At 72.2% G+C, this 25,983-nt stretch carries 19 protein-coding genes; 10 read left to right on the top strand and 9 right to left on the bottom strand.

What is annotated here, in order from left to right; genetic code table 11:
* Window positions 1-199: 199 nt before the first annotated feature.
* The 4 genes from ABVB68_RS01515 to ABVB68_RS01500 all read left to right on the top strand — a co-directional run bounded on the left by ABVB68_RS01515 (window position 200) and on the right by ABVB68_RS01500 (window position 5,064).
* Window positions 200-2,284, top strand: a complete 2,085-nt coding sequence (locus tag ABVB68_RS01515) for a PAS domain-containing hybrid sensor histidine kinase/response regulator (protein WP_353598970.1) — start codon at window positions 200-202, stop codon at window positions 2,282-2,284.
* Complete coding sequence (locus ABVB68_RS01510) at window positions 2,281-2,949, top strand: response regulator (protein WP_353598969.1); 669 nt, start codon at window positions 2,281-2,283, stop codon at window positions 2,947-2,949. Before ABVB68_RS01515 ends, ABVB68_RS01510 begins: the two co-directional genes overlap by 4 nt.
* Before the next feature lie 614 nt (window positions 2,950-3,563).
* Window positions 3,564-4,547 carry a slipin family protein gene (locus ABVB68_RS01505; protein ID WP_353598968.1) on the top strand — a complete coding sequence of 328 codons (984 nt, stop codon included), beginning with the start codon at window positions 3,564-3,566 and terminating at the stop codon, window positions 4,545-4,547.
* Window positions 4,548-4,557: 10 nt separating this feature from the next.
* Window positions 4,558-5,064, top strand: a complete 507-nt coding sequence (locus tag ABVB68_RS01500; RefSeq protein ID WP_353598967.1) for a glutathione peroxidase — start codon at window positions 4,558-4,560, stop codon at window positions 5,062-5,064.
* Between the two features lie 392 nt (window positions 5,065-5,456).
* Here the strand turns inward: ABVB68_RS01500 and ABVB68_RS01495 are convergent, their stop codons facing one another.
* The 3 genes from ABVB68_RS01495 to ABVB68_RS01485 all read right to left on the bottom strand — a co-directional run bounded on the left by ABVB68_RS01495 (window position 5,457) and on the right by ABVB68_RS01485 (window position 7,718).
* Window positions 5,457-5,648: a DUF397 domain-containing protein gene (locus tag ABVB68_RS01495; protein ID WP_353598966.1), complete on the bottom strand. Its 192-nt coding sequence runs from the start codon at window positions 5,646-5,648 to the stop codon at window positions 5,457-5,459.
* A 189-nt stretch (window positions 5,649-5,837) separates the two neighbouring features.
* On the bottom strand, window positions 5,838-6,695 hold the full coding sequence (locus ABVB68_RS01490) for a helix-turn-helix domain-containing protein (RefSeq protein WP_353598965.1): 858 nt from the start codon (window positions 6,693-6,695) through the stop codon (window positions 5,838-5,840).
* Window positions 6,696-6,962: 267 nt separating this feature from the next.
* Window positions 6,963-7,718 carry a GOLPH3/VPS74 family protein gene (locus tag ABVB68_RS01485; RefSeq protein ID WP_353598964.1) on the bottom strand — a complete coding sequence of 252 codons (756 nt, stop codon included), beginning with the start codon at window positions 7,716-7,718 and terminating at the stop codon, window positions 6,963-6,965.
* Window positions 7,719-7,899: 181 nt separating this feature from the next.
* Here ABVB68_RS01485 and ABVB68_RS01480 point away from each other — a divergent pair, with 181 nt between their 5' ends.
* Together ABVB68_RS01480 and ABVB68_RS01475 are read left to right on the top strand one after the other, a co-directional pair.
* Window positions 7,900-10,794 (top strand): D-alanyl-D-alanine carboxypeptidase, encoded by a 2,895-nt coding sequence (locus ABVB68_RS01480; RefSeq protein WP_353598963.1) that lies wholly within the window; start codon window positions 7,900-7,902, stop codon window positions 10,792-10,794.
* A 219-nt stretch (window positions 10,795-11,013) separates the two neighbouring features.
* Complete coding sequence (locus tag ABVB68_RS01475; protein ID WP_353598962.1) at window positions 11,014-13,065, top strand: DUF8823 domain-containing protein; 2,052 nt, start codon at window positions 11,014-11,016, stop codon at window positions 13,063-13,065.
* A gap of 73 nt (window positions 13,066-13,138) precedes the next feature.
* Here ABVB68_RS01475 and ABVB68_RS01470 read toward each other — a convergent pair whose 3' ends face one another.
* Window positions 13,139-13,987 (bottom strand): hypothetical protein, encoded by an 849-nt coding sequence (locus ABVB68_RS01470; protein ID WP_353598961.1) that lies wholly within the window; start codon window positions 13,985-13,987, stop codon window positions 13,139-13,141.
* Window positions 13,988-14,086: 99 nt separating this feature from the next.
* Here ABVB68_RS01470 and ABVB68_RS01465 point away from each other — a divergent pair, with 99 nt between their 5' ends.
* Together ABVB68_RS01465 and ABVB68_RS01460 are read left to right on the top strand one after the other, a co-directional pair.
* A complete protein-coding gene (locus ABVB68_RS01465) occupies window positions 14,087-14,875 on the top strand; it encodes an SDR family oxidoreductase (RefSeq protein ID WP_353598960.1) in 789 nt (262 codons plus the stop codon).
* Window positions 14,876-14,999: 124 nt separating this feature from the next.
* Window positions 15,000-16,565: a sodium:solute symporter family protein gene (locus ABVB68_RS01460; RefSeq protein WP_353598959.1), complete on the top strand. Its 1,566-nt coding sequence runs from the start codon at window positions 15,000-15,002 to the stop codon at window positions 16,563-16,565.
* A gap of 76 nt (window positions 16,566-16,641) precedes the next feature.
* On the opposite strand, the gene ABVB68_RS01455 is transcribed toward ABVB68_RS01460, so the two are convergent.
* Window positions 16,642-17,094 carry a BP74-related protein gene (locus ABVB68_RS01455; RefSeq protein ID WP_353598958.1) on the bottom strand — a complete coding sequence of 151 codons (453 nt, stop codon included), beginning with the start codon at window positions 17,092-17,094 and terminating at the stop codon, window positions 16,642-16,644.
* A 262-nt stretch (window positions 17,095-17,356) separates the two neighbouring features.
* Window positions 17,357-18,469, bottom strand: coding sequence for an ADP-ribosylglycohydrolase family protein (locus ABVB68_RS01450; protein ID WP_353598957.1), 1,113 nt, complete (start codon window positions 18,467-18,469; stop codon window positions 17,357-17,359).
* Window positions 18,470-18,965: 496 nt separating this feature from the next.
* Between ABVB68_RS01450 and ABVB68_RS01445 the strand changes: the two genes are divergently transcribed.
* Window positions 18,966-19,475 carry a DUF2165 domain-containing protein gene (locus ABVB68_RS01445; RefSeq protein ID WP_353598956.1) on the top strand — a complete coding sequence of 170 codons (510 nt, stop codon included), beginning with the start codon at window positions 18,966-18,968 and terminating at the stop codon, window positions 19,473-19,475.
* Here the strand turns inward: ABVB68_RS01445 and ABVB68_RS01440 are convergent.
* The 3 genes from ABVB68_RS01440 to ABVB68_RS01430 form a co-directional block, all read right to left on the bottom strand.
* Window positions 19,468-20,028, bottom strand: coding sequence for a hypothetical protein (locus ABVB68_RS01440; protein ID WP_353598955.1), 561 nt, complete (start codon window positions 20,026-20,028; stop codon window positions 19,468-19,470). The two genes, ABVB68_RS01445 and ABVB68_RS01440, sit on opposite strands and share 8 nt — an antisense overlap.
* A gap of 59 nt (window positions 20,029-20,087) precedes the next feature.
* Window positions 20,088-22,673 (bottom strand): bifunctional FO biosynthesis protein CofGH, encoded by a 2,586-nt coding sequence (locus ABVB68_RS01435; protein ID WP_353598954.1) that lies wholly within the window; start codon window positions 22,671-22,673, stop codon window positions 20,088-20,090.
* Window positions 22,674-22,903: 230 nt separating this feature from the next.
* Entirely contained in the window at window positions 22,904-23,749 is an 846-nt protein-coding gene (locus tag ABVB68_RS01430) for an LLM class F420-dependent oxidoreductase (protein ID WP_353598953.1), read from the bottom strand.
* A gap of 534 nt (window positions 23,750-24,283) precedes the next feature.
* Between ABVB68_RS01430 and ABVB68_RS01425 the strand changes: the two genes are divergently transcribed.
* Entirely contained in the window at window positions 24,284-25,666 is a 1,383-nt protein-coding gene (locus ABVB68_RS01425; RefSeq protein WP_353599144.1) for a CehA/McbA family metallohydrolase, read from the top strand.
* Window positions 25,667-25,983 lie beyond the last annotated feature (317 nt).

The raw sequence follows: 25,983 nt of genomic DNA, 5'->3' as shown, positions 1-25,983 counted from the left end.
GACAGCAGAAGGAGACCGTCCTCCTCCGATCGCAGGAGATGCGCGGCCAGAACACCGGATGCGCAGGTCCGGGCCAGGATCGCGCTGGACAGCGGCGGCCCCCGGCCGCAGAGTGGAACGCGGTCCCCGCCGGTGCGGGCCCCTGGTCGGGCGCGGTGGGGCCACGCCGCGCAGGAGGCGCTGCGCGAGAGGAGGAACCGTGCGGAAGAGTCACCCACCGTCGCCGTCCGCGCCGGGCATCGGGCAGGCCGCCCCCTCGGGCCGCACCGCGGACCGCGCCGCCGCACCGCCCACCCCCGCCGCCCCGTCGGACGGCTCCGTCCTCTTCGAGCATCTGCCGGCCGCGATGGCGCGCATCGACGCCGGTCCGGCCGGCGAACTGGTGATCCGCGACGCCAACCGCGCGCTGCGCACCCTGGTCGGCCGCGGGCGTGAGGACCTGCTCGGCGCGCCGCTCGACGTTCTGGTGCCCGACCAGGGCCCGCTGGACGCGGTCCGGGCAGCGGCCGCCCGCTACGCCGACGAGCCGGACTCCGTCTCCGCGCGCTGCCTCGTCGCGGGCCGGGAGCCGGTCGCGGTCACGCTCGCCGTGACCGTCGTGCCCGACGCCGCCGGGAGCGGCGCGACCACCGCGCCGGGCAGCCCCGCCCTCCCCTCCGGCTCGTCCTGGCGGACCGCCCTGCTCGCCGTGCACGCGCACGGCGAGGCCCACGCGGACGTCGCCGAACGGGCCCTGCGGGAGAGCGAGAAGCGGCTCCAGGACATGGCCGACAACGTCACGGCGCTGATGTACCTCAAACGCCTCGACGGGCGGTACGTGTTCATCAACCGGCACTACGAGCGGGTGCTGGGCATCAAGCGCGAGCTGGCGATGGGCAAGACCGACTTCGACCTGTGGCCCCCGCCCATCGCGTCGATCTACCGATCCGACGACCGGGTGATCCAGGACGCCCGCACCCCGATGGAGTTCGAGGAACCGATCCCGAGCGCCCACGACGGCTGGGGCATGTGGCTCTCCCTGAAGTTCCCCATCTTCGACGCGGACGGATCGCTGTACGGCATCGGAGGCATCTCCACCGACATCAGCGAGCGCAACCGGGCCGACGCCGCCGTCCGCGAGGCCCGCGACGAGGCCGAACGCGCCAACCGCGCGAAGAGCGAGTTCCTCTCCCGGATGAGCCACGAGCTGCGGACCCCGCTGAACTCGATCCTGGGCTTCGGCCAGCTCCTCCAGCTCGAACCCCTCGCCCCGGCAGCCACCGACTCCGTCAACCGGATCATGAACGCCGGCCGCCACCTCCTCGCGGTGATCAACGAGATCCTGGAGATCTCCCGCATCGAAGCGGGCAAGCAGCGCTTCTCCATCGAGACCGTCCGCGTCTGCGACCCGGTCACCGAGGCGATGGAGCTGGTCCGTCCGCTGGCCGGCGACCGCCAGGTGGAGCTCGCCCGCGACTTCCACGGCGGCCTGTTCACCTGCGTCCTCGCCGACTACCAGCGGCTCAAGCAGGTGCTGCTCAACCTGCTGATGAACGCGGTCAAGTACAACCGCCCCGGCGGCCTGGTCACCGTGTCGATCGCCACCTCCGCGGACCGGGCCAGGATCCGCATCATGGACACCGGCCTCGGGATGGACCCGGCCGACATCGAGCGGATCTTCCTCCCCTTCGAGCGCCTGGCCCCCAACCCCGACCAGCCCGAGGAGGGCACCGGACTCGGCCTGGCCCTCGCCCGCAGCATGATCGGCCTGATGGGCGGCACCCTCGGCGTCGAGCGGACGGTGAAGGGCCGCGGCAGCGTCTTCTACGTCGAGCTGCCCACCACTCGGGAGCCCTCCCCCGCCGGCGCCGGCGCCGCCTCCGCCCCGTCACCCGCCGCCCCCGCCGACCCGGTCCCCGACCTGAGCGGCGCCCGCATCCTCTACATCGAGGACAACCAGGCCAACCTGGAACTCATCCGCAGGATCCTGGAGCGGGCCGGGAGCCCCCGCCTGATCTGCACCATGCAGGGCGAACCCGGCGTCGAGCTGGCCACCGCGCACCAGCCGGACCTGGTCCTCCTCGACCTGCACCTCCCCGACATCGACGGCGAGGAAGTGCTCGCGCGGCTGCGCCAGGACCCGCGCACCCGTGACACCCCGGTGGTGATCCTCTCCGCCGACGCCATCCCCACCCAGCAACAGCGGCTGCTGCGCGCCGGAGCCACCGGCTACGTCACCAAGCCTTTCGACATCCCGGCCTTCCTCCGTACTATCGGCTCCATCCTGCGAGGTGAGGCGAAGTGAACGGCGACCGGACCGGTGAAGTGCCCTTGGCCGAGCGCGTGACGGTCGTCGTCGCCGACGACCACCCCGTCTACCGGGAGGGCCTGGCGCGGGCGATCGACGCCGTCGGCACCCTGCACGTGGTCGGGCAGGCCGCCGACGGTGCCACCGCGCTCGCGGCGGTGCGCTCACTGCGCCCGGCCGTCGCCGTGGTCGACTTCAAACTGCCCGACATGGACGGCATCGAGGTGCTGAGCGCCGCGGCGCGAGAGGCGGCGTCCACCGCCTTCGTCATCGTCTCCGCGTTCGACGACAGGGCCACCGTCTACCGCGCGATCGAAGCGGGGGCGCGGGCCTACCTCCCGAAGGTCTCCCCCGCCTCCGAGCTGTGCGACGCGATTCTCAGCGTCGCCCGCGGGCACACCGTCATCCCGCCCAGCATGCAGACCGGCCTCGCCCTGGAGATCCGTCGCCGCCAGCAGGCGAGCGAGCCGGTACTCACCCCCCGCGAACGGGAGATCCTCGCCCTCACCGCCGAGGGACTCTCCGCCCCCGAGATCGCCGAACGCCTCTTCGTAGGCGTCACCACCGTCAAATCGCACCTCCAGCACGTCTACACCAAGCTCCACGTCTCCGACCGCGCCGCGGCGGTCTCCCAGGCGCACCGTCTGGGGCTGCTGAGCTGAGAAGCCGCGGACCGCTGGTCCGTGACGTTCTGTGACTGGTACCGGTCGGTCGACCGGGTGCCGCAGGTCGCGGCCGGAGCCGGAATCGGCCGCGTCGGCTCGGGTGCCCCGCTCGGGACGGCTCCAGGGCACTCGCCTTGTCCCGGCCATCGCGGCAGGGAACACGCACGGAAGCTTCCCCGGGCCTGTGGGGCAGGGGCCCGGCGAAGTGGTGAGCCCTTCCCCGCGGAGCGTGTGCGATCGCGCACGGGCGACTCGCGCGGGGTGCGTACCCACCGCAGGCTCGTGCTCCCGGGCCCGAATCCGCAACCGCGTGCGGACCGACCAGAGGCACCGCGCACCGACCGTGCGCTTGGCGGTCATGGCCGACCGGACGGGCACGAGGCGGACCTGAGCCAGCTGCCGACCGCGGGCACCCGTGCACCGCCGCGAGCAGGACCGCGTGCGCCGGGGAGCGCGAAGCTGGGGGTCGAGGGGGCCGGTTCACGGCTCGGACGGCCGGGTTCGGATTCTTTACGGTTCCCTGACGCCCCGGCCGCATCCGTTCGTCCCCGTCCGGGTGTCCTCTCCGATGTCCTCAACGGACGGAAGCCGTGTCGGAGATGGGAGGTGCCATGGAAGGCACCGTCGTCGCAGTGGTGGTCGTGGTCCTGCTTCTGCTGCTCGTGCTCAAGGGCGGGATGCGGGTCGTCAACCAGGTGGAGCGCGGGGTGGTGTTCCGGTGGGGCAAGGCTCTGCCGAGCCACCGGCAGCCGGGCATCACCTTCCTCATCCCGTTCGCCGACCGGATGCGCAAGGTGAACGTGCAGGTCGCCACCATGCCGGTGCCGACGCAGGAGGGCATCACCCGGGACAACGTGTCCGTGAAGGTCGACGCCGTCGTCTACTTCCGCGTCACCGACCCCGTGCGCGCGGCGATCGAGGTGCAGGACTACGTCTTCGCGGTCGGACAGGTCGCCCAGTCCTCCCTGCGGTCCATCATCGGCAAGAGCGACCTGGACGACCTGCTCAGCGACCGGGAACGGCTGCACGAAGGACTCGCCCTGATGATCGACAGTCCGGCTGCCGGCTGGGGCATCCACATCGACCGGGTCGAGATCAAGGACGTCCAGCTGCCGGAGTCGCTGAAGCGGTCCATGTCCCGGCAGGCCGAGGCCGAGCGGGAACGGCGGGCCCGGGTCATCACCGCGGACGGCGAGTTCCAGGCCGCGCAGCAGCTCGCCAACGCCTCACGGATCATGTCCGACACCCCCGAGGCCATGCAGCTGCGTCTGCTGCAGACCGTCGTGGAGGTGGCCGCCGAGAAGAACTCCACGCTCGTGATGCCGTTCCCCGTCGAGCTGCTGCGGTACTTCGACCGCGCCACCAAGAAGATCGACGCCGAGATCGGGGCACAGGCCGGACCGGCCGAGCCCGCTCCGGCGCCGGCCCGGGAGAAGGCCTCCGAAGCGGAGAAGACCGCCGGCGCGGGGGCCGGCGGACCGGAGGCCGTCGCAGCCGGGGCCGACCGACCGGAGGCCGTCGGGGCGGAGACCGCCGGACCGGAATCCGTCGCGGCCGAGGGGCTCGGGGGTGGGGGTGTCATCCGGCGGGGCTAGCATCCGGGGCATGACGACTACCGACCAGAACGCCTCCGTGCTGGACACCGAGATCGGGGCCCTCCAGGGCGGCTCCGCGAACCTGCCGCAGTACGCCGGCAAGGCCGTGCTCATCGTGAACGTGGCCTCCAAGTGCGGTCTGACCCCGCAGTACACGGGCCTGGAGAAGCTCCAGGAGCGGTACGCCGAGCAGGGCTTCACCGTGCTCGGCGTGCCCTGCAACCAGTTCCTCGGACAGGAGCCCGGCACCGCCGAGGAGATCGCCGAGTTCTGCTCGGCGACGTACGGCGTGACCTTCCCGTTGACCGAGAAGGTCGAGGTGAACGGCGAGGGCCGGCACCCGCTGTACGAGCGCCTCGTGGGCTTCGCCGACGGCGAGGGGCACACCGGTGACATCCGCTGGAACTTCGAGAAGTTCCTGATCGGCCGGGACGGCACGGTCGCCGCCCGCTTCTCGCCGCAGACCGAGCCCGAGTCGGCCGAGGTCGTCGCGGCCATCGAGAACCAGCTCGGCTGAGGTCGTCGCCGCCACGGGGAGCCGGCTCGGCCGATGCCTCGGTGACTGGGACGCGGCCGGGCCCGGTGACCCCGTGTGCGATACGGCGTTTCCGGTCCGGCCGGCAGGCCCCGGAACCGCCGCCCCAGGGCGCCCTGCGGCCTCGTAGGGGGCACGGGAGAGGGCGGGAGTCCTCTGGGAGGGGCGCCGTACGGCTCGGTGGGCGGGGCCGGGAGGCGGGGAGTCCTCCGGTGGGCGCCCGACGGCCCGCGCGCCGGGTCCTGGGAAAAGGTGGAGCCCCCTCGGCAAGGACGGCGACTGGTCGAGGGGGCTCTCCTGCTGGTGCTTGTGCAGTTGTGTCGGCCGGACCGCGTGGTCCGACGCGTCTAGGGACGAGGGTCAGGGAGGGCCCCCTACGCCTTGACCGAGTCGACGAAGGCGTTCCACGCCGTGGCCGGGAAGGCCAGGATCGGGCCCTCGGAGACCTTCGAGTCACGGACGGCGAGTTCGGCGGTGGTGGGCGACTTGACCTCGACGCAGGCGCCGTTGCCCGCGGAATAGGAAGACTTCATCCACGTCTCCGAAGCGCCCTGAATCAGTGCCATGTCCACTCCTGTTACGAGTTGCGGTGGTGCGGTTCACGCCAACCTTGTCGTCTGATTGGCGTGATCGACGCTACCGGGCAACAGCCTCGACCGGAGGGGCCGTTCACTCAACCGGATGGCATATTCCAGGTGAGCCTTCCACTGGAGTGGACCGACGGTGTACGATCCCGCGCCTCCTGTGACTGCAGTTCATTCGGCGTAGTCTTTGGCACGTTCCGCGATGAACTGTCGGGATTGCTCCACATTGAGGGACTGCGCCCGCAGATGTTCGTACATCACGGCGTACTTCTGCACGTCCTGCGCCTTCTCCAGGTACAGGTCGCTGGTCACGCCCTCCAGGTACACCACGCTGGAGTCGGCCGCGTCCGTGAACTCCAGGATCGCGTACTGGCCGTTCAGCCCCGGATGCGCGCCCACCTCGAACGGCAGCACCTGCACGGTGACGTGCGGGAGCTGGGACATCTCGATCAGGTGCTCGAGCTGTTCCCGCATCACCAGTTTGCTGCCCACGACCCGGCGCAGCGCCGCCTCGTCCAGCACCACCCACAGCCGGAGCGGGGTGCCTTCGGCGGTGATACGTTCCTGTCGGCGCATGCGCACCTGCACACGCTTCTCGATCTCGGCCGTGGACGTCTCCGGCAACGCGCCCTGCACGAGGGCCTCCGCGTAGGCGCGGGTCTGCAACAGACCGGTCACCAGCTGCGGTTCGTACACCCGCAGCGACTCCGCGTCCGTCTCCAGGCCGATGTACACGCTGTACGGGATGTCCCCGAACGTGTGCCACCAGCCCTGCTGGCGCGAGTCACGGGCCATCTCCATCAGCGAATCGACGATCCGCTGGTCCTCGACCTCGTAGACCCCGCACAGGTCGCGCACATCGCGCTGGCTGATGCTTCTGCGGCCGTTCTCCAGCCGGCTGATCTTCGACTGCGACACGAGCAGCCGCTCCGCGACCTCTTCGGCCGTCATGCCCTTGAGCTCACGGAGCCTGCGCAGCTCCTGGCCCAGTCGGCGCCGCCTGACGGTGGGATTGACATTGGACGCCACGGGACGTGCACCTCCGGCTGCCTGCCTGTTACTTGACACTTTGCGTATCTGCTGTTGAGCAGACTGCCACCAAGGTGCTTTCTACCGCTGGCAAACGAGGGATATGCAGTGCGTATGCGTCAGTTCGGAAACGGAACCGACGATCCGGCCCCGGTGACGGCCGTCGACGGGACGCAGTCGAGCGGGGCGGCGGGATCACGGGGATCGCGCCGCCCCGCTCGGACCGAGCGGCTCCCGAACCGGGTCCGCGTGGACCGGGGGTGCGGATCAGTGGGCCACGGCGCGTGCCATGGGCCCGCGGTGCGGCTGCATCGGAACACCGCGTGCGGGTTCCGTCACGGGCCTGGCCGTGGGGGCGGCCGGCCGGCCGGCCGTGGCCGGGCCGCGGCGCGGCTGTGCGGCCGCTCCGTTCTGCACGTCCATGACGGCGTGCGCGACGAGCCCGCCCATCGGATCGTGCCGGATCAGGTCCCGCAGCCGGGACCTGGACGAACGCCCCTCGTTGCCGGGGTAGAGATGCTTGCCGAGCCCGACGGCGTGCGCCAGTGCGGCGAGCGCCGCGGTCCGCGGGTCCGGCGGTACGCCGGTGCGGATCGCGGAATCCAGCCGGGCTCGGATCTCCCGGCTGATCTCGTTGTCCGTCGCCTGGTAGCGCGTCGTCGGCAGCACCCCGCACATCTGGCCCGCCACGGCATGCACCATGCCGCACCGCTCCAGATGCGAGAGATACGTCTGGCGGAGCCCCAGCCGGGGTCCGCCGATCCAATGGACTGCCCGTACCGGAGCGCCACGCCTTCGCAGCAACTCCAACGCGCAGTCCAGAGTCGGATCTCCTGTCGGCCGTGGTACCACCACGGCGATACGATCCCCGTCTGGGGCTATCCGTCCGGCCAGCGCCAGCTCCACTAGCTGTGCACCGGCCAGACCGAGGTCGAGCGACTGCGGCTGCGCAGTGGTACCCGTGGTCGGGTCCAGTGCGAGCAACAGAAGCTCCTCCGGAATTGTTCTGCGGCTCCTGCCCATCCATGCCTCCCCGCGTGGATGAATGACAGGGTGACCCCTCTCACATTGGTCTGTCGAGGGCGCGTGACCGGTTCGTAAGGGAACCGGTAGGTATGTCGTTCTCGTCTACCGCAGGGGTCAAGTCCTCACACAGGACACTGGTACATGGTTCGGACAGGGCGCGCGTGCGAGCGTGCGGCGCATGGAGGAGGCATCGGTGGCGGGCGAGTCCCCCGACAGGTCGAAGCAGCGCGAGTCGTCGGCGGAACCGACGTCGGGGAGTGGGGATCCGGTTCCCGAGGCGCGCGATCCGCGTCTCTCGGTGGCCCGGGAAAAGGATTCCTCGGGCGGCGTCTCGGACACCGCGACGCGGGTCCTGTCGGTACGGGACGCCGAACGACGGCCCACTCCCGCCGAGCCGGCGAAGGCCCCCGAGCCGGCGGGCGCGGAGGATGCGGGCGCGGAGGATGCGGGCGCGGAGGATGCGGCCGGGGATGCGGGCGACTCCGGGTCCCGGCAGAGGCCCAAGCAGGACGCCGCACTGCGTGAAGCGGTCTCGGCGTGGGTGCGCGGGGCGGACGGAACAACCGGGGAGCAGCAGCGGAAAGCCGACGCGACCGCAAAGGCGGGAAAGAGCGGCGACTCCGAGAGCGCGGGCACCGAGGCCGACGAGCGGACTGACGCCGACTCGAAGGGCGGCCTCGGCTCCAAGGCCGTGACTGACGCCGGCTCAAAGGGCGACGCGGGCGCCAAGGCCGACGCCGACACGAAGGCCGACACGAAGGCCGAGGTGGGCGCCGAGGCCGACGCCGACGCTGAGGCAGGGACCAGCGCCAAGACTGGCCCGGAGCCCAAGGCCGACGCCAAGCCCAAGACCGACCCGGAGCCCAAGGCCGACGCCAAGCCCAAGACCGACCCGGAGCCCAAGGCCGACGCCAAGCCCAAGACCGACCCGGAGCCCGAGGCCGACGCCAAGCCCAAGACCGACCCGGAGCCCGAGGCCGACGCCAAGCCCAAGACCGACCCGGAGCCCGAGGCCGACGCCAAGCCCAAGACCGACCCGGAGCCCAAGACCGACGTCAAGCCCGCAGCGGACGCCGACGCCGGAGGTGACGCCGACGCCCGGGGCGAAGGGACCACGGACGCCCGGGGCGACGAGGGGACGGGCGAAGGTGAGACGGGCGAGGCCAAGGCGAGCAAGGACGAGGCGAGCGAAGACGCGCCCGCCGAGGACGGGGAGGACGACGAGGACGGGGAGGACCGCGACGTAGCGCCCGCCGGGCCGCATGTCGATCAGCCGACCGCCGTCTTCAAGGCCCCGCGCCCGAAGAAGCCCGAGGTCGACCAGCCGACGACCATGCTCAAGCTGGGCGGCACCCCGAAGGCTCCCGCTCCCAACGCGCCGGAGTCCGACAGCGAACGCACCAGCAAATTCGTCGCGCTGAAGGACGACATGCGGCCGGGTGTGAGGCCACGGCCCGCCACCAAGCCCGCCGGCACCGGCCGCGACAGCGGCAAGCCCGGCACCACCGGACCCGGCACCACCGGACCGGGCACCACCAAGCCCGGCACCACCGGACCCGGCACCACCGGACCGGGCACCACCAAGCCCGGCACCACCGGACCCGGCACCGCCAAGCCCGGCACCACCGGACCCGGCAGCAAGTCGGCCGGCACCGGAACAGCCGGTGCAGGAGCGGCCGGTGCTGCGGCAGCCGGTGCCGGGGCGGCCGGTGCCGGACGTGACGTGGCCAAGGCCGAGGCCACCACCGTGCTGCCGCAGGTGGGGCCCGAGCGCACCACCCAGCAGCCGCTGCCGCCCAAGCCCCCGCTGGACCTGCTGGCCGAGCTGACGAACACGCCGCCGCCCCCGGAGACCCCGGTCCGCACCTTCGTGCGCCGGGTCAAGATCTGGACCCCGCTGGTCCTGCTGCTGGCGATCGTCGTCGCGGTCGTACAGGCGGTGCGCCCGCTGCCGTCCCCCACCCTCGCGCTGACCGCCGAGGACAGCTACACCTTCGGCGGCGGAAAGACGAACCTGCCGTGGCCGGGCGAGGGCCAGGGCTGGATCGACGGTGACGGCATCGGCACGATGGGCAGCTTCGGCAAGCAGACGCCCGTGGCCATCGGCTCGGTCGCCAAGACCATGACCGCGTACATCATCCTCAGGGACCACCCGCTCAAGCCGGGGCAGGAGGGCCCGCAGATCGCGATCGACCCGAAGGCGGAGAAGGAGGGGGGTTACAACAAGGTCGGCGAGTCCACGCTCAACACCGTCAAGGCCGGTGACCACCTCACCGAGAAGCAGGCGCTGTCGGCCGTCATCATCCCGTCCGCCAACAACATCGCGCGGCTCCTCGCCCGCTGGGACGCGGGCTCGGAGGCGGCGTTCGTCAAGAAGATGAACGCCACCGCCAGGGAACTCGGGCTGTCCCACACCACCTACACCGACCCCTCGGGCCTGATGGAGACGACCGTCTCCACCGCCGAGGACCAGGTGAAGCTCGGCCGCGCCTTCGTCAAGGTTCCCGCGCTGGTCGCCATCAGCAGCGCGGCCAGCTGGACCGACCCGTCCGGCAGGTTCTGGCCCAACTACAACGAGTTGCCCTTCCATATCGGCGCGATCGGCATCAAGACCGGCAGCACCAGCAAGGCCGGCGGCAACCTGCTCTTCGCCTCCCGCAAGCAGGTCGGCGGGCAGACGGTCACGATCGTCGGCGCGATCCTCGGCCAGCACAAGCCCGACATCCTCAAGACGGCCAACGAGGTCAGCCAGACCGCGCTGCTCGCCGCCCAGTCCGCGCTGACCTCGGCGAAGATCCTCAAGAAGGGCGACGTGGTCGGCTACGTGGACGACCGGCTCGGCGGCCACACCCCGGTCGTGATCACCCAGGACGTCACGGCGGTCGGCTGGGCGGGCCTGAAGGTCCGGCTGTCGTTCGTCTCCGGCGCCGTGACGCACACCGCGAAGGCCGGCACCAAGGTCGGCACGCTCACGGTGGGTGACGGCACGGCTCGTTCGGTGAAGGTCCCGGTGGCGTTGCAGAAGGATCTGGCCGAGCCCGGCTTCGGTGCCAAGCTGACGCGTCTGGGCTGACCGTCCCGACGCGTCCGGGTTGCCGGCGGCGGCAGCGGCCGCCCGTGCACCCCGTCGACGGAGCCCCGTCCGGGAGCCCGTCGGCGGGGTGCGTGCTAGCGTCACGAATCGGGGCAGGTCGCCGGTCACGGGACAGGGCCGCGAACTGGACGGGAAGCGGCCGGGAACACCGAGGGACGCGGCCGAGAACAGAAGACGGGACACGGGGAGTGCCTTCAGGTGGCGACAGCGGAGCCGACACGTGCCGACGACGCCGATCCGGACCCGGGATCCGGCCCGCGAATACGCGGGTGCGCGACCGACACCGGCGGCAGGAACGGCACACACGGTGATCTCGGTGCGCACGGCGACAGCGGTACACACGGTGACGCACGTGCCTACGGTGACACCGGTACCCATGGGGTCGCCGGTACGCACGGTGACGCCGGTATGCACGGGGTCACCGGCACGCACGGTGACGCCGGCATGCACGGTGACGCCGGTACCGACAGCCGGCCGGACGCCCGTCCGGTAGGGCAGGGGTCCGGCGCCCTCGCGCGCCTTCTGGCCGCCGCCGAGCCCCTGCGGCAGCGGCTCCTGCTGCACCCCGTGCTGTCCGTCACCGCGCTCGCGGGCGTGCTCCACATCATCTGGTTCTTCACGTTCGCGAACAGCGGCGGCGATCTCGCGGCGCAGGACGCGTGGGCGGAGTTCGTCGGCCGGCACCCCGACTCGGCGTACAACCTCGCCTGGTACGGCGGCATGCACCCGGTGTCGTACAGCGTGGTGTCGCCGTATCTGATGTCGCTCCTCGGTGTCCGTACGACGATGATGATCGCCGGAACGGCGTCCGCGGGCCTGCTGACGCTGGTGCTCATCCGCAGCCGGGCGGTGAAGAACCCGCTGTGGGCCTCGCTCGCCGGGGTCTTCGCGCTCCTGTGCAACGCGATATCCGGCCGGGTGACCTTCGGGCTCGGCACCATGTTCGCGCTCGGCGCGACCGCGGCCGTCTTCTGCTGGCCGTACCGGTGGCGGTACAAACGCTGGGCGAAGGCCCTGGTCGCCGCCCCGCTGGCGGCGCTCGCCACGATGTCCTCGCCGGTCGCGGGGCTGTTCGTGGGCCTGATCGCCGCCGCGCTGTTCCTGCAGAAGCGACGGCCGGGCGCCTGGGCGCTGGGACTCGCGCCGTCGGCCGTGGTCGCCGTGTCCGCCTGGCTGTTCCCGTTCTCCGGCACCCAGCCGATGACCATCGGCTCGGTGATAATGCCGCTGCTGTACGGCCTGCTGTGCCTGTTCCTCGTACCGAGGGACTGGGTGACCGTCCGGCTGACGGCCGGCGTCTACAGCCTCGGCGTCGTGCTCGTGTGGCTGATCAACTCGCAGATCGGGTCGAACATATCGCGGCTGCCGATGCTGTTCGCGGGCGCCGTGCTGATCGCCGCGCTGCCCTACACGGTGCCGAAGTCGCGCAAGTGGTACGTGACCGTTCTCGCGTTCCTCGGCTTCGTCGGCTGGATCGGCTTCAAGTCGGTGGACGACATCATCCACACCACCCCGGCCGCCTCCTGGGCCCGGGAACTCGCCCCGCTGGTCAACGAGCTGCAGAAGGTCGGCGCCGAGAAGGGCCGCGTCGAGGTGGTCCCGGCACGCTCGCACCGCGAGGCCTCCGCGCTCGCCCCGTACGTCAACCTGGCGCGCGGCTGGAACCGGCAGGCCGACATGGAGCGCAACCAGCTCTTCTACGACGACACGCTCAACTCGGCGAACTACCACGAGTGGCTGCAGCGCTGGGCGGTGCACTTCGTGGTGCTGCCGAAGGACAACCCGGACGGCGACGGCGGCGTACGCGAGCGTCAGCTGCTGCAGCGCGGGATGCCGTACCTGAGGCAGGTCTGGGGCGACGCCAACTGGCAGCTGTTCCGGGTGACCGATCCGGCGCCGCTCGCCGAGCCGAACGCGACGGTGGTCCGTGCCGACCAGGGCGAGATGGTCCTCGACGTGGCCAAGGCCGGGCGCGTCCTGGTCAAGATCCCGTACTCGCCGTGGCTGAGCGTCGTCGACGAGCACGGCAAGAGCCTGAAGCCTCCGCAGGAGACCGAGAAGTCCAAGCACCGGGCTCCGGGGACGGCGAAGTCGTACGACAACGTCAACGGCTGTCTGATGGAGACGCCCGAGGACGCCGACGGGGACAAGTGGACCGCGCTGCTGGCGCCGCGGGCCGGTACCTACCGGCTGGCCGCGCCATATCAGCTCCCTCGCGGCACTCCCTGCCCGGACGAGCTGAAGAAGTGAGCTCCCGGCACTCCCTGCCCGGACGAGCTGAAGAAGTGAGGCCAGCCGCCCCCGGCCGGCCCGGGGCGGACGGTCAACGCGGTCCCCGCAGTTCGCCGACGTACGTGTCCGTGCCCGGGATCGTCGGGATGAAGGGGGCCACCAGCTCCAGGCGTCCCAGTCCCGAGCCCGCGATGTCCGCCTCCAGGCCGGTGAAGTGCTCCTCCCAGCACTCCCGCGGGTCCCTCTCCAGGAACCACAGCAGTGTGAGGCGGGTGTCCACGCCCTCGACCTGCTTGACGTAGGTCATCCGGTCGCCCGGCAGCGGGGTCGGCCGGAACACCGTGACCATCGCGGACGGGGAACCCGCGAGGCGGCGCGGCAGGTGCCGGGCGCGCAGCCACCGCAGCAGCTCGGCCCGCCGCTGTGCCGACTCGGCGTCGACCACCTCCAGCACCAGGCCCGCGTAGGGGTGGTCGAGGGCGTGCACGTCGCGCGGTCCGGCCGCGCCGTCCCGGTAGACCGTCGTCTCGTGGTCCTGGAAGGCCGTGAAGACGTGGGTGCGGGCGTGGTGGACGCGGGCGTCGCGGTTGAGGCGCTTGTTGATGGCGACCGTCCACTTCATGTGGTCGGCGTAGCGGCCCGCGGTGATCCAGTACGTGGACAGGTAGCAGCCGGCGGTGACCGGCTGGGCCACCGCCGACCTCTCGGGGCGGCGCAGGAGCTGCAGATCGCGGGTGGCGACCCAGCGGCGGCCCGCGTACATCCAGGGCATGGCCATGGCGCCGGCGTAGTAGTGGTCGTCCTCGTACCAGCGGTTGTAGGCGTACTCGTGTCCGGGGTGCGGCTCGACCATGGTGATCAGGGCGTGGCCGGGCCGCACGCCGTACGGGCCCACGGCGGCCAGCTCGGCGTACACCTCGCTGCCGGTGTCCTCGCTCATGCGGTTCCCCTCCGGCTCGTGCGGACTCTCTTCCGTCCTCCCGCGGTGGCCCATACTCTGACGGTCCGTCAGGTAGAACGCCATACCCCGGAGGCGCCGATGTCCCTGCTCACCGGCAAGACCGTCGTCGTCTCGGGCGTCGGCGCCGGACTCGGCCACCGGGTCGCCGCGGCCGTCGTACGGGACGGGGGGAACGCGGTGCTCGGGGCGCGCACCGAGGCGAATCTCGCCAGGAGCGCGGCCGGTATCGACCCGGACGGCACGCACACGGCGTACCGGGCGACCGACATCACCGACGAGGGGCAGTGCGAGGCCCTCGCCGCGCTGGCGCGGGAGCGGTTCGGCGCCGTCGACGCGGTGGTGCACGTGGCCGCCTGGGACTCGTACTTCGGCGGGCTGGAGGACGCCGACTTCGCGACCTGGCTGTCGGTCGTCGACGTGAACCTGCTGGGGACGCTGCGGATGACACGGGCGTGCCTGCCGGCGCTGCGGGCGGGCGGGGGCGGTGCGGTGGTCTTCATCGGGACGCAGTCGGCGGTGGCGGCGCCCTCTCAGGTGCGGCAGGCCGCGTACGCCGCCTCGAAAGGGGCGCTGACCAGTGCCATGTACTCGCTCGCGCGGGAGCTGGGGCCGGACCGGATCCGGGTCAACACCGTGCTGCCGGGCTGGATGTGGGGGCCGCCGGTGCGGGCGTACGTACGGTTCACGGCGCGGACGGAAGGGGTGCCGGAGGAGGAGGTGCTGGGCCGGCTGACCGAGCGGACGGCGCTGCCAGAGCTGGCCACCGACCAGGACGTGGCGGACGCGGCGGTGTTCCTCGCCTCGGACCGGGCGCGGGCGATCACCGGGCAGCAACTGCTGGTGAATGCCGGAGAGTTGATGAGATAGACCGTTTCGGACCGGTCATTCCGTTCAGCTACTTGAACCTAGGTCATCAAGTCGAACGATTTTACCTTGACTTGACGTACCTCGCGCTTGTCGCGTTCATGTACCCGGACCCACGATCGGGCACATGAACAGTCTCGACTGGGCCGTGCTCATCGGCTACTTCGGCGTGATGGTCGCGATCGGTGTCTGGTCGCACAAGCGGGTGGAGGACGTCTCCGACTTCTTCACGGCCGGCGGCAAGATGCCCTGGTGGCTGTCCGGCATCTCGCACCACATGTCGGGCTACAGCGCGGTGATGTTCACCGGATACGCGGGCATCGCCTACACCTACGGCGTCACCTCCTTCATCACCTGGTCCTTCCCCATCGCGCTCGGCATCGCCATCGGCTCCAAGCTGTTCGCGCCGCGCATCAACCGGCTGCGCTCCCGGCTGCACGTGGCCTCCCCGCTGGAGTACCTGAAGAACCGCTACGACCTGCGCACGCAGCAGGCCCTCGCCTGGTCCGGCATGCTGCTCAAGATCGTGGACGTGGGCGCCAAGTGGGCCGCGATCTCCACCCTGTTGTCGGTGTTCACGGGCGTCTCCCTGAACCAGGGCATCCTCATCACCGGCGCCATCACCGCCGTCTACTGCACGATCGGGGGCCTGTGGGCGGACGCGCTGACCGAACTCGGCCAGTTCGTCATCCAGTTGCTGGCCGGCGTCTCCATGTTCGTCGCGGTCGTGATGAAGCTGGGCGACAAGCACATCGGCTTCCTCGGCGCCTGGGACGAGCCCGCGCTGCACGGCCACGGCAAGCCGCTGGTCGGCCCGTACAGCACGGTGTTCCTGCTCGCCTTCCTCTTCATCAAGCTGTTCGAGTACAACGGCGGCATGCTCAACCAGGCCCAGCGCTACATGGCGACGGGTAGCGCGCACGAGGCCGAGCGCTCCGCGCGGCTGTCGGCGATCCTGTGGCTGGTGTGGCCGGTGGTCCTCTTCTTCCCGATGTGGATGTCGCCGCTCCTGGTCCACGCGCAGAAGCCGGACGGCTCCGACTCCTACGCCCTGATGACCGAACAGCTGCTGCCGCACGGTCTGCTGGGGCTCGTCATCGTCGGCTTCTTCTCGCACACCATGGCCATGTGCTCCTCCGACGCCAACGCGATCGCGGCGGTGTTCACGCGGGACGTGGCGCCGGTGCTGTCGGCCAGGGCGCGGGCCTGGGGCGAGCGTTCCGGACTGATCGCGGCCCGGGTGACCACGGTCGTCTTCCTCGGCCTGTCGATGGCCGTGGCGACCCAGGTCAACTCCCCCGCCTTCAAGGACATCATCACGGTGGTCATCAAGTGGGTGGCGGGTCTGATGGGCCCGATCGCGATCCCGATGATGCTGGGTCTGCTCCGCCCGTTCCGCCGCTCCGGCCCGACGGCGGCCCTGACCAGCTGGGCGGCGGGTCTGCTCGCCTTCTGGCTGGTCAACTACCCCATCAGCTGGAACGTCGACGGCGGAGTCCCGCTGCAGTACCAGGTCTCGGTCCCGCTGGCGGTCTCCCTGGTGCTGTACATCCTCATCGGCCGGCTGAAGCCGGAGGACACCCCGGAGCGGCTGGCCGTCATCGAGAGGGTCAACTCCGACGGGGACGCGGCGGCGGTGCCGGCGCCCGCGGGGGCCGGCGACGACGTGATCGGGACGCCGGTGGCGGACTAGCGGACCGGCGGACGGCCGGGGGCGCGGTCGCGGCACCCGCAACGGGTGGGGACCGCGCCCTCGGCACTCGCGCCCGCTACGGCTGATTCACCTCCCTCACCAGGTGTGACGACCACGGGCACCAGTACAGGCCGGGCAGGAAGGCGCCACCCGCCTCGTCGAGGTGGTCCTCGGTGTAGGGGATCGTCGCGTCGCAGACCTCGATCGCGTAGTCGAAGAAGTCGATGGTGTCGGAGTTGAGGTGGTAGCTCCACCGGGGGTTGTAGGGGCGCGGGGTCTTGACGATGCGTCCGATGACGTGCGGGCGCTCCGACGTCTCGCCGGCGAGCAGCTCGCGGGCGTGCTGGATCTTCTCCGGGGCGGTCAGCCGGATCGTGAACTCGGAGCGGGTGCTGTCCCGGAAGACGAAGTACGCGGCGTCGTCCGCACGCGCCTTGGCGGGTTCGGCGTGTGCGGACGCCTGTGCGCCGGTCAGGGCGAGCAGGGAGGCGGCCGCCAGTCCGGCGAGCTGGGTGAGCTGTCGACGCACAGAGCACTCCTGTGATGAGAAGGAAGGGGCAGGGAAGGGCAGGGAAAGGCGGGGAAGGGAAAGGCGGGGCAGGGCGGGGCCGCTGAAGGACCGCGGAGGGGAGAGGCAGGGCCCTCGGAAGGACGGCGGAAGGGAGACCGGAACGCGATCTTCTTGTTCCACTTCTCACCGTAGCGAGTCGATGACCCGCTGTGACCTGGTCTGTGAAGCAGTCGCCCCTACGTGGGTAGGCAGAGCACCTAAACCGCCGGCAGGGGTGCGCCTAGCGCGGATAGCGCGCGAGCCAGCCCGGCGAGGACCCCGCGGGCCCGTGCAGCGCGGGGCCCTGGGTCATCTCCATGGCGAAGTCGTCGGCGAGTTCCAGCAGCGTCGGACGGCCTTCCAGCTCGGCCAGCCAGGCCGGCGGCAGCGCGGTCTCGCCGTGCAGGGCGCCGAGGAGGCCGCCGGTGAGGGCGCCCGCCGCGGCCGAAGGGCCGCTCTGGTTCACCGCCAGGCACAGCCCGTGCCGTACGTCCTCCCCCACCAGCGCGCAGTACACCGAAGCGGCCAGCAGTCCGTCCGCGGTGCCGTCCCCGGCCAGTTCCTCCACCCGGGCCGGTCCGGGCATCCCCTGCCGCACCGCGCCGAGCGCGTGCTGGAGGGCGTCGGAGACGGGCTGGTGGCCCGGGCGGGCGGCGAGCAGGGCGAGGGCCCGCTGGACGGCGCCGTCCAGGCTGTCGCCGCGGGCGAGGCCGTGCACGATGACGGCGTACGCGCCCGCCGACAGGTAGGCGATGGGGTGCCCGTGGGTCTGGGCGGCGCACTCCACCGCGAGCTGGGCGACGAGCTGGGGCTCCCAGCCGACCAGCAGTCCGAAGGGCGCCGAGCGGGCCACGGCCTCCGGCCCCAGCTCTCCGGGGTTCTTGGGCCGCTCCAGGGTGCCCGGGGTCTCGTCGCCGAAGCCGAGGAGCAGGGCGCGGGCCGGCTGCCGGCGGGCGTACAGCCACTCCTCGCGCGCGAGCCAGCCGTCGTCCTTGCGGCGCTCGTCCGGCCCCCAGTCCCGCTGGGTGGCCGCCCAGCGCAGGTACGCCCGGTGCAGATCGGTCGGCGGATGCCAGGCGCCGGTGTCGCGGCGCACCTGGGCGCGTATCAGCCCGTCCACGGTGAACAGGGTGAGCTGGGTGTGGTGCGTGACCGTACCCCGCCGCCCCTGCCCGAAGGCCAGGTCGAGCAGTCCCTCGGGGCCGTAGGCCGCCCGGATCTCCTCCAGGGACAGCGGATCGGCCGGACCGCCCAGCGCATCGCCCATGGCCGCCCCCAGCAGGGTGCCGCGCACCCTGCTGCGGAAGTCCTGCTGTTCGGCACGGCCCCAGACGGCACCGGACGTCGCACCCACCAGACCTCCCCAGAGCACCGTCCGCCTGTACGACGCTCAGCACTGTAATCGACCAGGAACGGCGCGTTCAGCGGGGCAAACCGGCGCTGACGGACATTACCGCCCAGCTCGCCACCGGCTCGGCCCGGCCCTCGGCCCGGCGCTTCGTCCGGCCCTCCGTGCGGCCCTCCGTCCGGCTCTCGGTGCGACCCTCCGTGCGGCCCTCCGTCCGGCTCTCGGTGCGACCCTCGGCCCGGCCCTCCGTCCGGCCGCGGTCCGCGAGCCGCTGCCGGACGTCCGCGCGGAGCACCTCGACCCCGGCTTCCTGGAGGTCGCGCGGGGAGCACGGCTCCTGCCGCGGGTACGGGAACCGGGCCGTCTGTCCCGACTGCGGCGAACTGGGCCGGTTCGAACGGCAGTTGCGGGCGGGCCGGAATCGCCTCCCGCCCGAATCCGGCGTGGTTTCTGGCGCATTGGGCGGTGGGAGAAGCGGGGTCCGTCGGGGAGAATCCAGCTCATGACCACCACCCCCACACGCCACAGCGGCCTCAGACTTGCCGCCGGTGCGCTCACGGGCATACTCGCCCTCTACATCGCCCTGGTCGCCCTCGGGAACATCACCGACTTCGGGACGAACCAGCAGTTCGTCCGGCACGTACTGGCGATGGACACCACGTTCAGGGACGACGGCCTGATGTGGCGGGCCGTCACCAGCACCGCCCTCGAGGACACCGCCTATGTGCTGATCATCGCCTGGGAGACGGTGGCGGCCCTCGTCCTCGTCCGGGGCACGTACCTCTGGGCGCGGCGGGACGTCGAGCGCGCCCGGCGTTCCTCCACCTACGGGCTGCTGATGCTCCTGGTGCTCTTCGGCGCCGGCTTCATCGCCATCGGCGGCGAGTGGTTCGCCATGTGGCAGTCCAAGAGCTGGAACGGCCTGGACGCCGCCACCCGGATCTTCCTGATCAGCTCGGTCGCGCTGATCGTCAACCAGCTGCCGGGCACCGGGCGGCAGGACGTCAGCTGACGACCGTCACCGTCGTCCCCTTGGCGCCGAAGGACCACAGTGCGGCCCCGTCCTGCTTGTGGAGGCGGATGGCGCCCAGCTTCTGGCCGTTCGCGGGCGGCGGCGAGGAGCCGTCGAGGGCGTTGGAGAAGGCTATGTACACGCCCGACACCTTGTTGAAGTACAGGACGTGCTCGACCTGGACGCCGTCCGATCCCTTGAGGGACTGGGTGCGCTGGGTGACGGAGTAGCGGCCGGGCCGCGGGTCCACCGAGCCCGGCCACACGGTGAACGTGCGGGTCGCCTTGTCACCGGCGTCGACCATCCAGACCCGCCTGCCGCCGAGCGAGTAGACGATCCGCCGGCCCGTCCCCGACCGGGCCGGCACGTCGGGCGCGGCCGGCGTCTTCGGGGTCGCGGAGGCGCGGGCGCCCGGCGCCGAGGCGCTGGGCCTGGCCGCCACGGCCGTGGGATGCGGCCCGCGGTCCGCCTGGACGCCGAGGGCGACCACGGCCGCGGTCGCCGCCACCGTCAGACCGGTGACCCAGGCCCACGAGGGCAGTCGGGCAGCCACGGGTACGCATCTCCTCCGCTATGGGGCCCCTGCTCTGATCGGGGGTCGGATCATCGTACTCAGTCCAGGACCGGCAGCAGATCCGGCAGGTGCCCGTCGGACGCCTCGGCCGCCCGCTGCCGCTCCTCGGGGACCTCGCCGTAGAGCGTGGTGCGCGGCCTCGCCGGGCGGCCGGCCGCCTCGGCCACCGCGACCAGGTCGCGAACCGACTTGTAGGAGCCGTAGGAGGAGCCCGCCATGCGGGAGATCGTCTCCTCCATCAGGGTCCCGCCGAGGTCGTTCGCCCCGGAGCGGAGCATCTCCGCCGCCCCCTCGGTGCCCAGTTTCACCCAGCTTGTCTGGATGTTCGGGATCCAGGGGTGCAGCAGCAGCCGCGCCATCGCCGTGACCGCGCGGTTGTCCCGGATCGTCGGGCCCGGGCGGGCGATCCCCGCCAGGTAGACCGGGGCGTTCGTGTGGATGAACGGCAGCGTGACGAACTCCGTGAAGCCGCCCGTCTCGCGCTGGATCCCGGCGAGCGTGCGCAGGTGCCCCAGCCAGTGGCGGGGCTGGTCCACGTGCCCGTACATCATCGTCGAGGACGAGCGGATGCCCAGCTCGTGGGCCGTTGTGATCACCTCGATCCAGGTGGCCGTGGGCAGCTTGCCCTTGGTGAGCACCCAGCGGACCTCGTCGTCCAGGATCTCCGCCGCCGTACCGGGGATGGAGTCCAGGCCGGCTTCCTTCGCCGCGGTCAGCCACTCGCGGACGGACATGCCGGTGCGGGTCGCGCCGTTCACCACCTCCATCGGCGAGAAGGCGTGGACGTGCATGCCGGGGACGCGCTTCTTGACCGCCTCGGCGATGTCGAAGTACGCCGTGCCGGGCAGGTCGGGATGGATGCCGCCCTGCATGCAGACCTCGACGGCGCCCACGTCCCAGGCCTGCTGGGCGCGGTCGGCGACCTGCTCCAGCGACAGCGTGTAGGCGTCCGCGTCCGTGCGGCGCTGGGCGAAGGCGCAGAAACGGCAGCCGGTGTAGCAGACGTTGGTGAAGTTGATGTTGCGGGTGACGATGTACGTCACGTCGTCGCCCACCACCGACCTGCGCACGTCGTCGGCCACCTGGCACAGGGCGTCCAGCGCCGGGCCGTCCGCGTGCAGGAGGGCCAGCGCCTCGGCGTCGGTCAGTCGCGTCGGGTCGTCGGCCGCGGTGCGCAGGGCCTGCCGCACGTCGGTGTCGATGCGCTCCGGCGCCATGCCGGGGGCGGCCGCCTCGCGCAGCGCCTCCCAGTCGCCGTACACCTCGTCGAAGTCGTCGCGGCGGTCGGCGGTACGGCCCTCGGTGTCGATCGTGCGGTGCAGGTCCGTGCGGCCGGCCGGTACGAAGGCCTCCTCCGGCTCCTGCCACGGCAGGCCCGCCGGGAGCGCGCCGGGGCGGGCCAGGCCGGTCTCCGGGTCGGCCAGCGCGTCCACGTGCGGGCGCAGCCGGGGGTCCAGCCAGGGCTCGCCGCGCCGGACGAACTCCGGGTAGACGCAGAGGCGTTCGCGCAGCTCGAAGCCGGCCGCCGCGGACTTCTCGGCCAGTTCCTCGATCTGCGGCCAGGGGCGCTCGGGGTTGACGTGGTCGATGGTGAGCGGGGAGACCCCGCCCCAGTCGTCGATGCCGGCGCCGATCAGCCGCTCGTACTCGGCGTCGACCAGGTTCGGCGGGGCCTGGAGGCAGGCCGACGGGCCCATGATGTGCCGGGCGACGGCCACCGTGGCGATGAGTTCGTCCAGTTCGGCGTCCGGCATGCCGCGCATCGCCGTGTCCGGCTTGGCGCGGAAGTTCTGGATGATCAGCTCCTGGATGCCGTGGTAGGCCCGCGCCACCTTCCGCAGCGCGAACAGGGACTCCGCGCGCTCCTCGTACGTCTCGCCGATGCCGATCAGCAGACCGGAGGTGAAGGGGACGGAGGATCGGCCGGCGTCCTCCAGCACCCGCAGGCGCACGGCCGGTTCCTTGTCCGGGGAGCCGTGGTGCGGGCCGCCGGGCTCGGACCACAGCCGGGTCGCGGTGGTCTCCAGCATCATGCCCATGGACGGGGCGACCGGCTTCAGGCGCTGGAAGTCCGTCCAGCTCATGACGCCCGGGTTGAGGTGGGGCAGCAGGCCCGTCTCCTCCAGGATGCGGATGGAGATCGCCCGGACGTAGGCGATGGTGTCGTCGTAGCCGTGCGCGTCCAGCCACTCGCGTGCTTCCGGCCAGCGGTCCTCGGGCTTGTCGCCGAGGGTGATCAGGGCTTCCTTGCAGCCGAGGGCGGCGCCCTTGCGCGCGATGTCGAGCACCTCGTCCGGGGACATGAACATCCCGTGGCCCGCCCGCCGCAGCTTGCCGGGGACGGTGACGAAGGTGCAGTAGTGGCACTTGTCCCGGCACAGCCGGGTGAGGGGGATGAAGACGCTCTTCGAGTAGGTGATGACGCCGGCGCGGCCCGCCTGCTCGAGGCCCGCGTCCCGCACCCGGGCGGCGGACGCGGCGAGGTCGGTGAGGGCCGCGCCGCGGGCCTGGAGAAGTACCGCCGCCTCGGCGACGTCGAGGGCGACGCCGTCCCGGGCGCGTTTGAGGGCGCGACGCAGGGAGTTCTCGGTCGGTCCGGTTCCGGAGGTCGCGGAAGTCGTCATTTCTCGAGCATACGGTTGGGCCGGACCGGTCCCCCGGGGCCGGGGGGACCGGAGGGTCCGGTGCGCCCGCCGGTGCGGTTCGTCCCCGGCTCACCGAGACGCGCCGGTGCGGTTCGTCCCCGGCTCACCGAGACGCGCCGGTGCGGTTCGTCCCCGGCTCACCGCGGCGGCCGCGTATCGCCGCGCTCCGGCGCCCCCGGAGCGGCCCACCGGCCCTCCCGGCCCTGCGGCTACAGGAATGCCGCGTACGTGTCGAGCACTTCCAGCACCTCCGCCTCCCCGGCCGCCGGCAGCTGGAGCACGACCTCCTCGATGCCCAGCTCGGCGTAGTGGGCGAGCTTGCCCGGGCTGGGCAGGACCGCGTACGGGACCACCTGGAGGGCGGCGGGGTCGCGGCCCGCGTCCGCCCACACCGAGCGCAGCACCGGGAGCGACTCGCCCAGGCCCCGGCCGCCGATCGGCAGCCAGCCGTCGGCGTACTCGGCGATGTGCGCGAACAGCTTGGGCCCGGCGGCCCCGCCGACGAGCGTCCGGGGGCCGATCACCGGACCGCGCGGCTTCTGCACCGGCTTGGGGTACGCGAGGCTGGCCCGTACGCTGCCGAACTCGCCGTCGTAGGCCACCGGTTCCTCGGACCACAGAGCCCGCATCAGGTGCACCCGGTCCCGCACCAGCTCCCGCCGGGTACGCCAGGTCACGCCGTGGTCGGCGGCCTCCTCCACGTTCCAGCCGTAGCCGAGGCCGAGGGTGAGGCGCCCGCCGGACAGGTGGTCGAGCGTGGCGACCTGCTTGGCGAGGTCGATCGGGTCGTGCTGGGCTGCCAGGGTGATCCCGGTGCCGAGGCCGAGGTCCTCGGTGACGGCCGCGGCCTGGCCGAGCGCGACGAAGGGGTCGAGGGTGCGGCCGTACTCGCGCGGCAGTTCGCCGCCGGCCGGGTAGGGGGTGACCCGTTCGACGGGGATGTGGGTGTGCTCGGGCAGGTAGAGACCGGCGAAGCGGCGCGCTTCCAGTTCACGGGCGAGCCGGGTGGGGGCGATGGTCTCGTCGGTGAGGAAGATCGTGACGGCGATGCGCATGGGTCATCTGTACCGGGTGTGCCGTCGACTGTCCATACCGACTGGTCGGTTGTCGGCCACCGCTCGTCGATCCCCGCTCGTCCATCCTCGCTCGTCCATCCCCGCGCGTCGGACGCCGCTCGTCGGGTACCGCTCTTCGGGTCTTCGGGTACCGCTCTTCGGGTACCGCTGCCGGTGAGCCGCGCGGCGCGGCCCGCGCCGAGCCCGAGCCCGTGCGGCCGGACGGGCGATTCCCGGCGATCGCGCCCGGTGCGGCCGGACGGGCGGTTCCCCGCGATCGCGCCCGGTGTGGCCGGACGGGCGGTTCCCCGCGACTCCGCCCGGTGCGACCCGGACGGCCGGTCCCCCGCCACCCCGCCCGGTGCGACCGGCCGACCGGTCCCCCGCAACCCCGCCCGGTGCGACCGGCCGACCGGTCCCCCGCAACCCCGCCCGGTGTGGCCGGAGGGGCGGTTCCCCGCAACCCCGCCCGGTGTGGCCGGACGGGCGGTTCCCCGCGAGTCCGAGCCGGTCTACGTTGAACGGGTGGCGACCATGCGCGGCACTCTCGCACCAGGGGCACCCGACTACGTCTACCTTCCCTTCGACGTACCGCCCGCGACGGCCGAGTTGCGGGTCTCGTACACGTACGACAGGCCCTCCGTCCCGCCCGGCACCCCCGGCAACGCGCTCGACATCGGACTCTTCGACGAGCGTGGCACCGAAGGGGGCGGCCGGGGTTTTCGCGGCTGGTCGGGGGGTGCCCGCACCGAGTTCTTCGTCCGGGCGGACGAGGCGACGCCCGGCTACCTGCCCGGTCCGCTCACCCCCGGCACCTGGCACATCGCGCTCGGCCCCTACACGGTCGCGCCGCAGGGCCTGTCGTACGAGGTGACGGTCACGCTCACCGAGGGGGAGCCCGGCACGACCTCGGCGCCGGTGTACCCGCCCGAGCGTGCGGCAGGGCGGGGGCGGGCCTGGTACCGGGGCGACTGCCATCTGCACTCCTGGCACTCCGACGGCCGCCGGACCCCGGCGGAGATCGCGGTGCTGGCCCGCTCGGCCGGGCTCGACTTCATCAACAGCTCCGACCACAACACCATTGCGTCGCACGCCCACTGGGCCGACGCGGCGGGCGACGACCTGCTGGTGCTGCTCGGCGAGGAGGTCACCACCAGGAACGGCCACGTGCTGGCGCTCGGCACCGATCCGGGCACCTTCGTCGACTGGCGCTACCGGGCCCGGGACCGCCGCTGGGCGCGTGCCGCCCGGGAGATCCGCCGCGCCGGCGGCCTGGTGGTGCCGGCCCATCCGCACGCCGACTGCGTCGGCTGCGCCTGGAAGTTCGGGTTCGCCGAGGCGGACGCGGTCGAGGTGTGGAACGGGCCGTGGACGCCCGACGACGAGGTGGCCCTGGCCGCCTGGGACTCCCTGCTGGTCGCCTCGGTGCGCGAGGACAGGGCGTGGCTCCCGGCGATGGGCGACAGCGACGCCCATCGCGATCCGGACGTGGTCGGCCGTCCCCAGACGGTCGTCCTGGCCGACGATCTGACCCGGGAGGCGATCCTGGCGGGCCTGCGGGCGGGCCGGTCGTACGTGGCCGAGTCCAGGGCCGTCTCCCTGGCCCTCACCGTGACGGCCGACGGGGGCGGCCGGGCGGGCATCGGCGAGCGGCTGAGGGTGCCGGCCGGCACGCCGGTGACGGTCCGGGTGGAGGCCGCGGGCGCCCCGCGCTGCTCGGTCCGCCTCGTCACCGACCAGGGCGTGCTGTTCACCGGCGGTCCGCTGCCGGTGTCGGGTGCGGGCGCGGTGGAGTGGCGCACGTCGTCTGCCCACGCGGCCTACGTCCGCGCCGAGTTGCGGCACGAGACGGCCGTGGGCCCGATGCCGGGCGCGATGGCCGCGTTCACCAACCCCGTCTTCCTCGGCACCACTTGAGCTGCCGGGCCGCCCCGCGTCCAGCGCGTGGCCCGGCGCCTGGCGGGTGCTCCGGCGCGGGGCGATGATCTCGGCGACCGGTCCGGATCGCCGGCCGCCGGCATCACGGCCCCACCCGCTCAGCCCCACCCGCCGGGCAGGCTCAGCCCCGTCAACCGGGCAGGCTCAGCCCGGTCAGCCCGGTCAGCCCGGTCAGCCCCGTCAGCCCGGTCAGCCCCGTCAGCCCCGTCAGCCCCGTCAGCCCCGTCAGCCCCGTCAGCCCCGTCAGCCGGGAAGCCTCAGCCCCGCACCCCTCCCGCTCGGCCCCGCACCCCTCC

Origin of the sequence: Streptomyces sp. NPDC096012 (assembly GCF_040426375.1) — a bacterium.
Taxonomy (GTDB): Bacteria; Actinomycetota; Actinomycetes; order Streptomycetales; family Streptomycetaceae; genus Streptomyces.
This window is presented reverse-complemented; position numbering and strand designations above follow the sequence as displayed.

Excerpts from the sequence above, each read along its gene's own strand:
- ABVB68_RS01500 (WP_353598967.1), top strand. The coding sequence starts at position 4,558 with ATGACGACTACCGACCAGAACGCCTCCGTGCTGGACACCGAGATCGGG.
- ABVB68_RS01435 (WP_353598954.1), bottom strand. The coding sequence starts at position 22,673 with ATGACGACTTCCGCGACCTCCGGAACCGGACCGACCGAGAACTCCCTG.
- ABVB68_RS01425 (WP_353599144.1), top strand. The coding sequence starts at position 24,284 with ATGCGCGGCACTCTCGCACCAGGGGCACCCGACTACGTCTACCTTCCC.
- ABVB68_RS01485 (WP_353598964.1), bottom strand. The coding sequence starts at position 7,718 with ATGGGCAGGAGCCGCAGAACAATTCCGGAGGAGCTTCTGTTGCTCGCA.
- ABVB68_RS01465 (WP_353598960.1), top strand. The coding sequence starts at position 14,087 with ATGTCCCTGCTCACCGGCAAGACCGTCGTCGTCTCGGGCGTCGGCGCC.
- ABVB68_RS01460 (WP_353598959.1), top strand. The coding sequence starts at position 15,000 with ATGAACAGTCTCGACTGGGCCGTGCTCATCGGCTACTTCGGCGTGATG.
- ABVB68_RS01430 (WP_353598953.1), bottom strand. The coding sequence starts at position 23,749 with ATGCGCATCGCCGTCACGATCTTCCTCACCGACGAGACCATCGCCCCC.
- ABVB68_RS01480 (WP_353598963.1), top strand. The coding sequence starts at position 7,900 with ATGGAGGAGGCATCGGTGGCGGGCGAGTCCCCCGACAGGTCGAAGCAG.
- ABVB68_RS01495 (WP_353598966.1), bottom strand. The coding sequence starts at position 5,648 with ATGGCACTGATTCAGGGCGCTTCGGAGACGTGGATGAAGTCTTCCTAT.
- ABVB68_RS01505 (WP_353598968.1), top strand. The coding sequence starts at position 3,564 with ATGGAAGGCACCGTCGTCGCAGTGGTGGTCGTGGTCCTGCTTCTGCTG.
- ABVB68_RS01470 (WP_353598961.1), bottom strand. The coding sequence starts at position 13,987 with ATGAGCGAGGACACCGGCAGCGAGGTGTACGCCGAGCTGGCCGCCGTG.
- ABVB68_RS01445 (WP_353598956.1), top strand. The coding sequence starts at position 18,966 with ATGACCACCACCCCCACACGCCACAGCGGCCTCAGACTTGCCGCCGGT.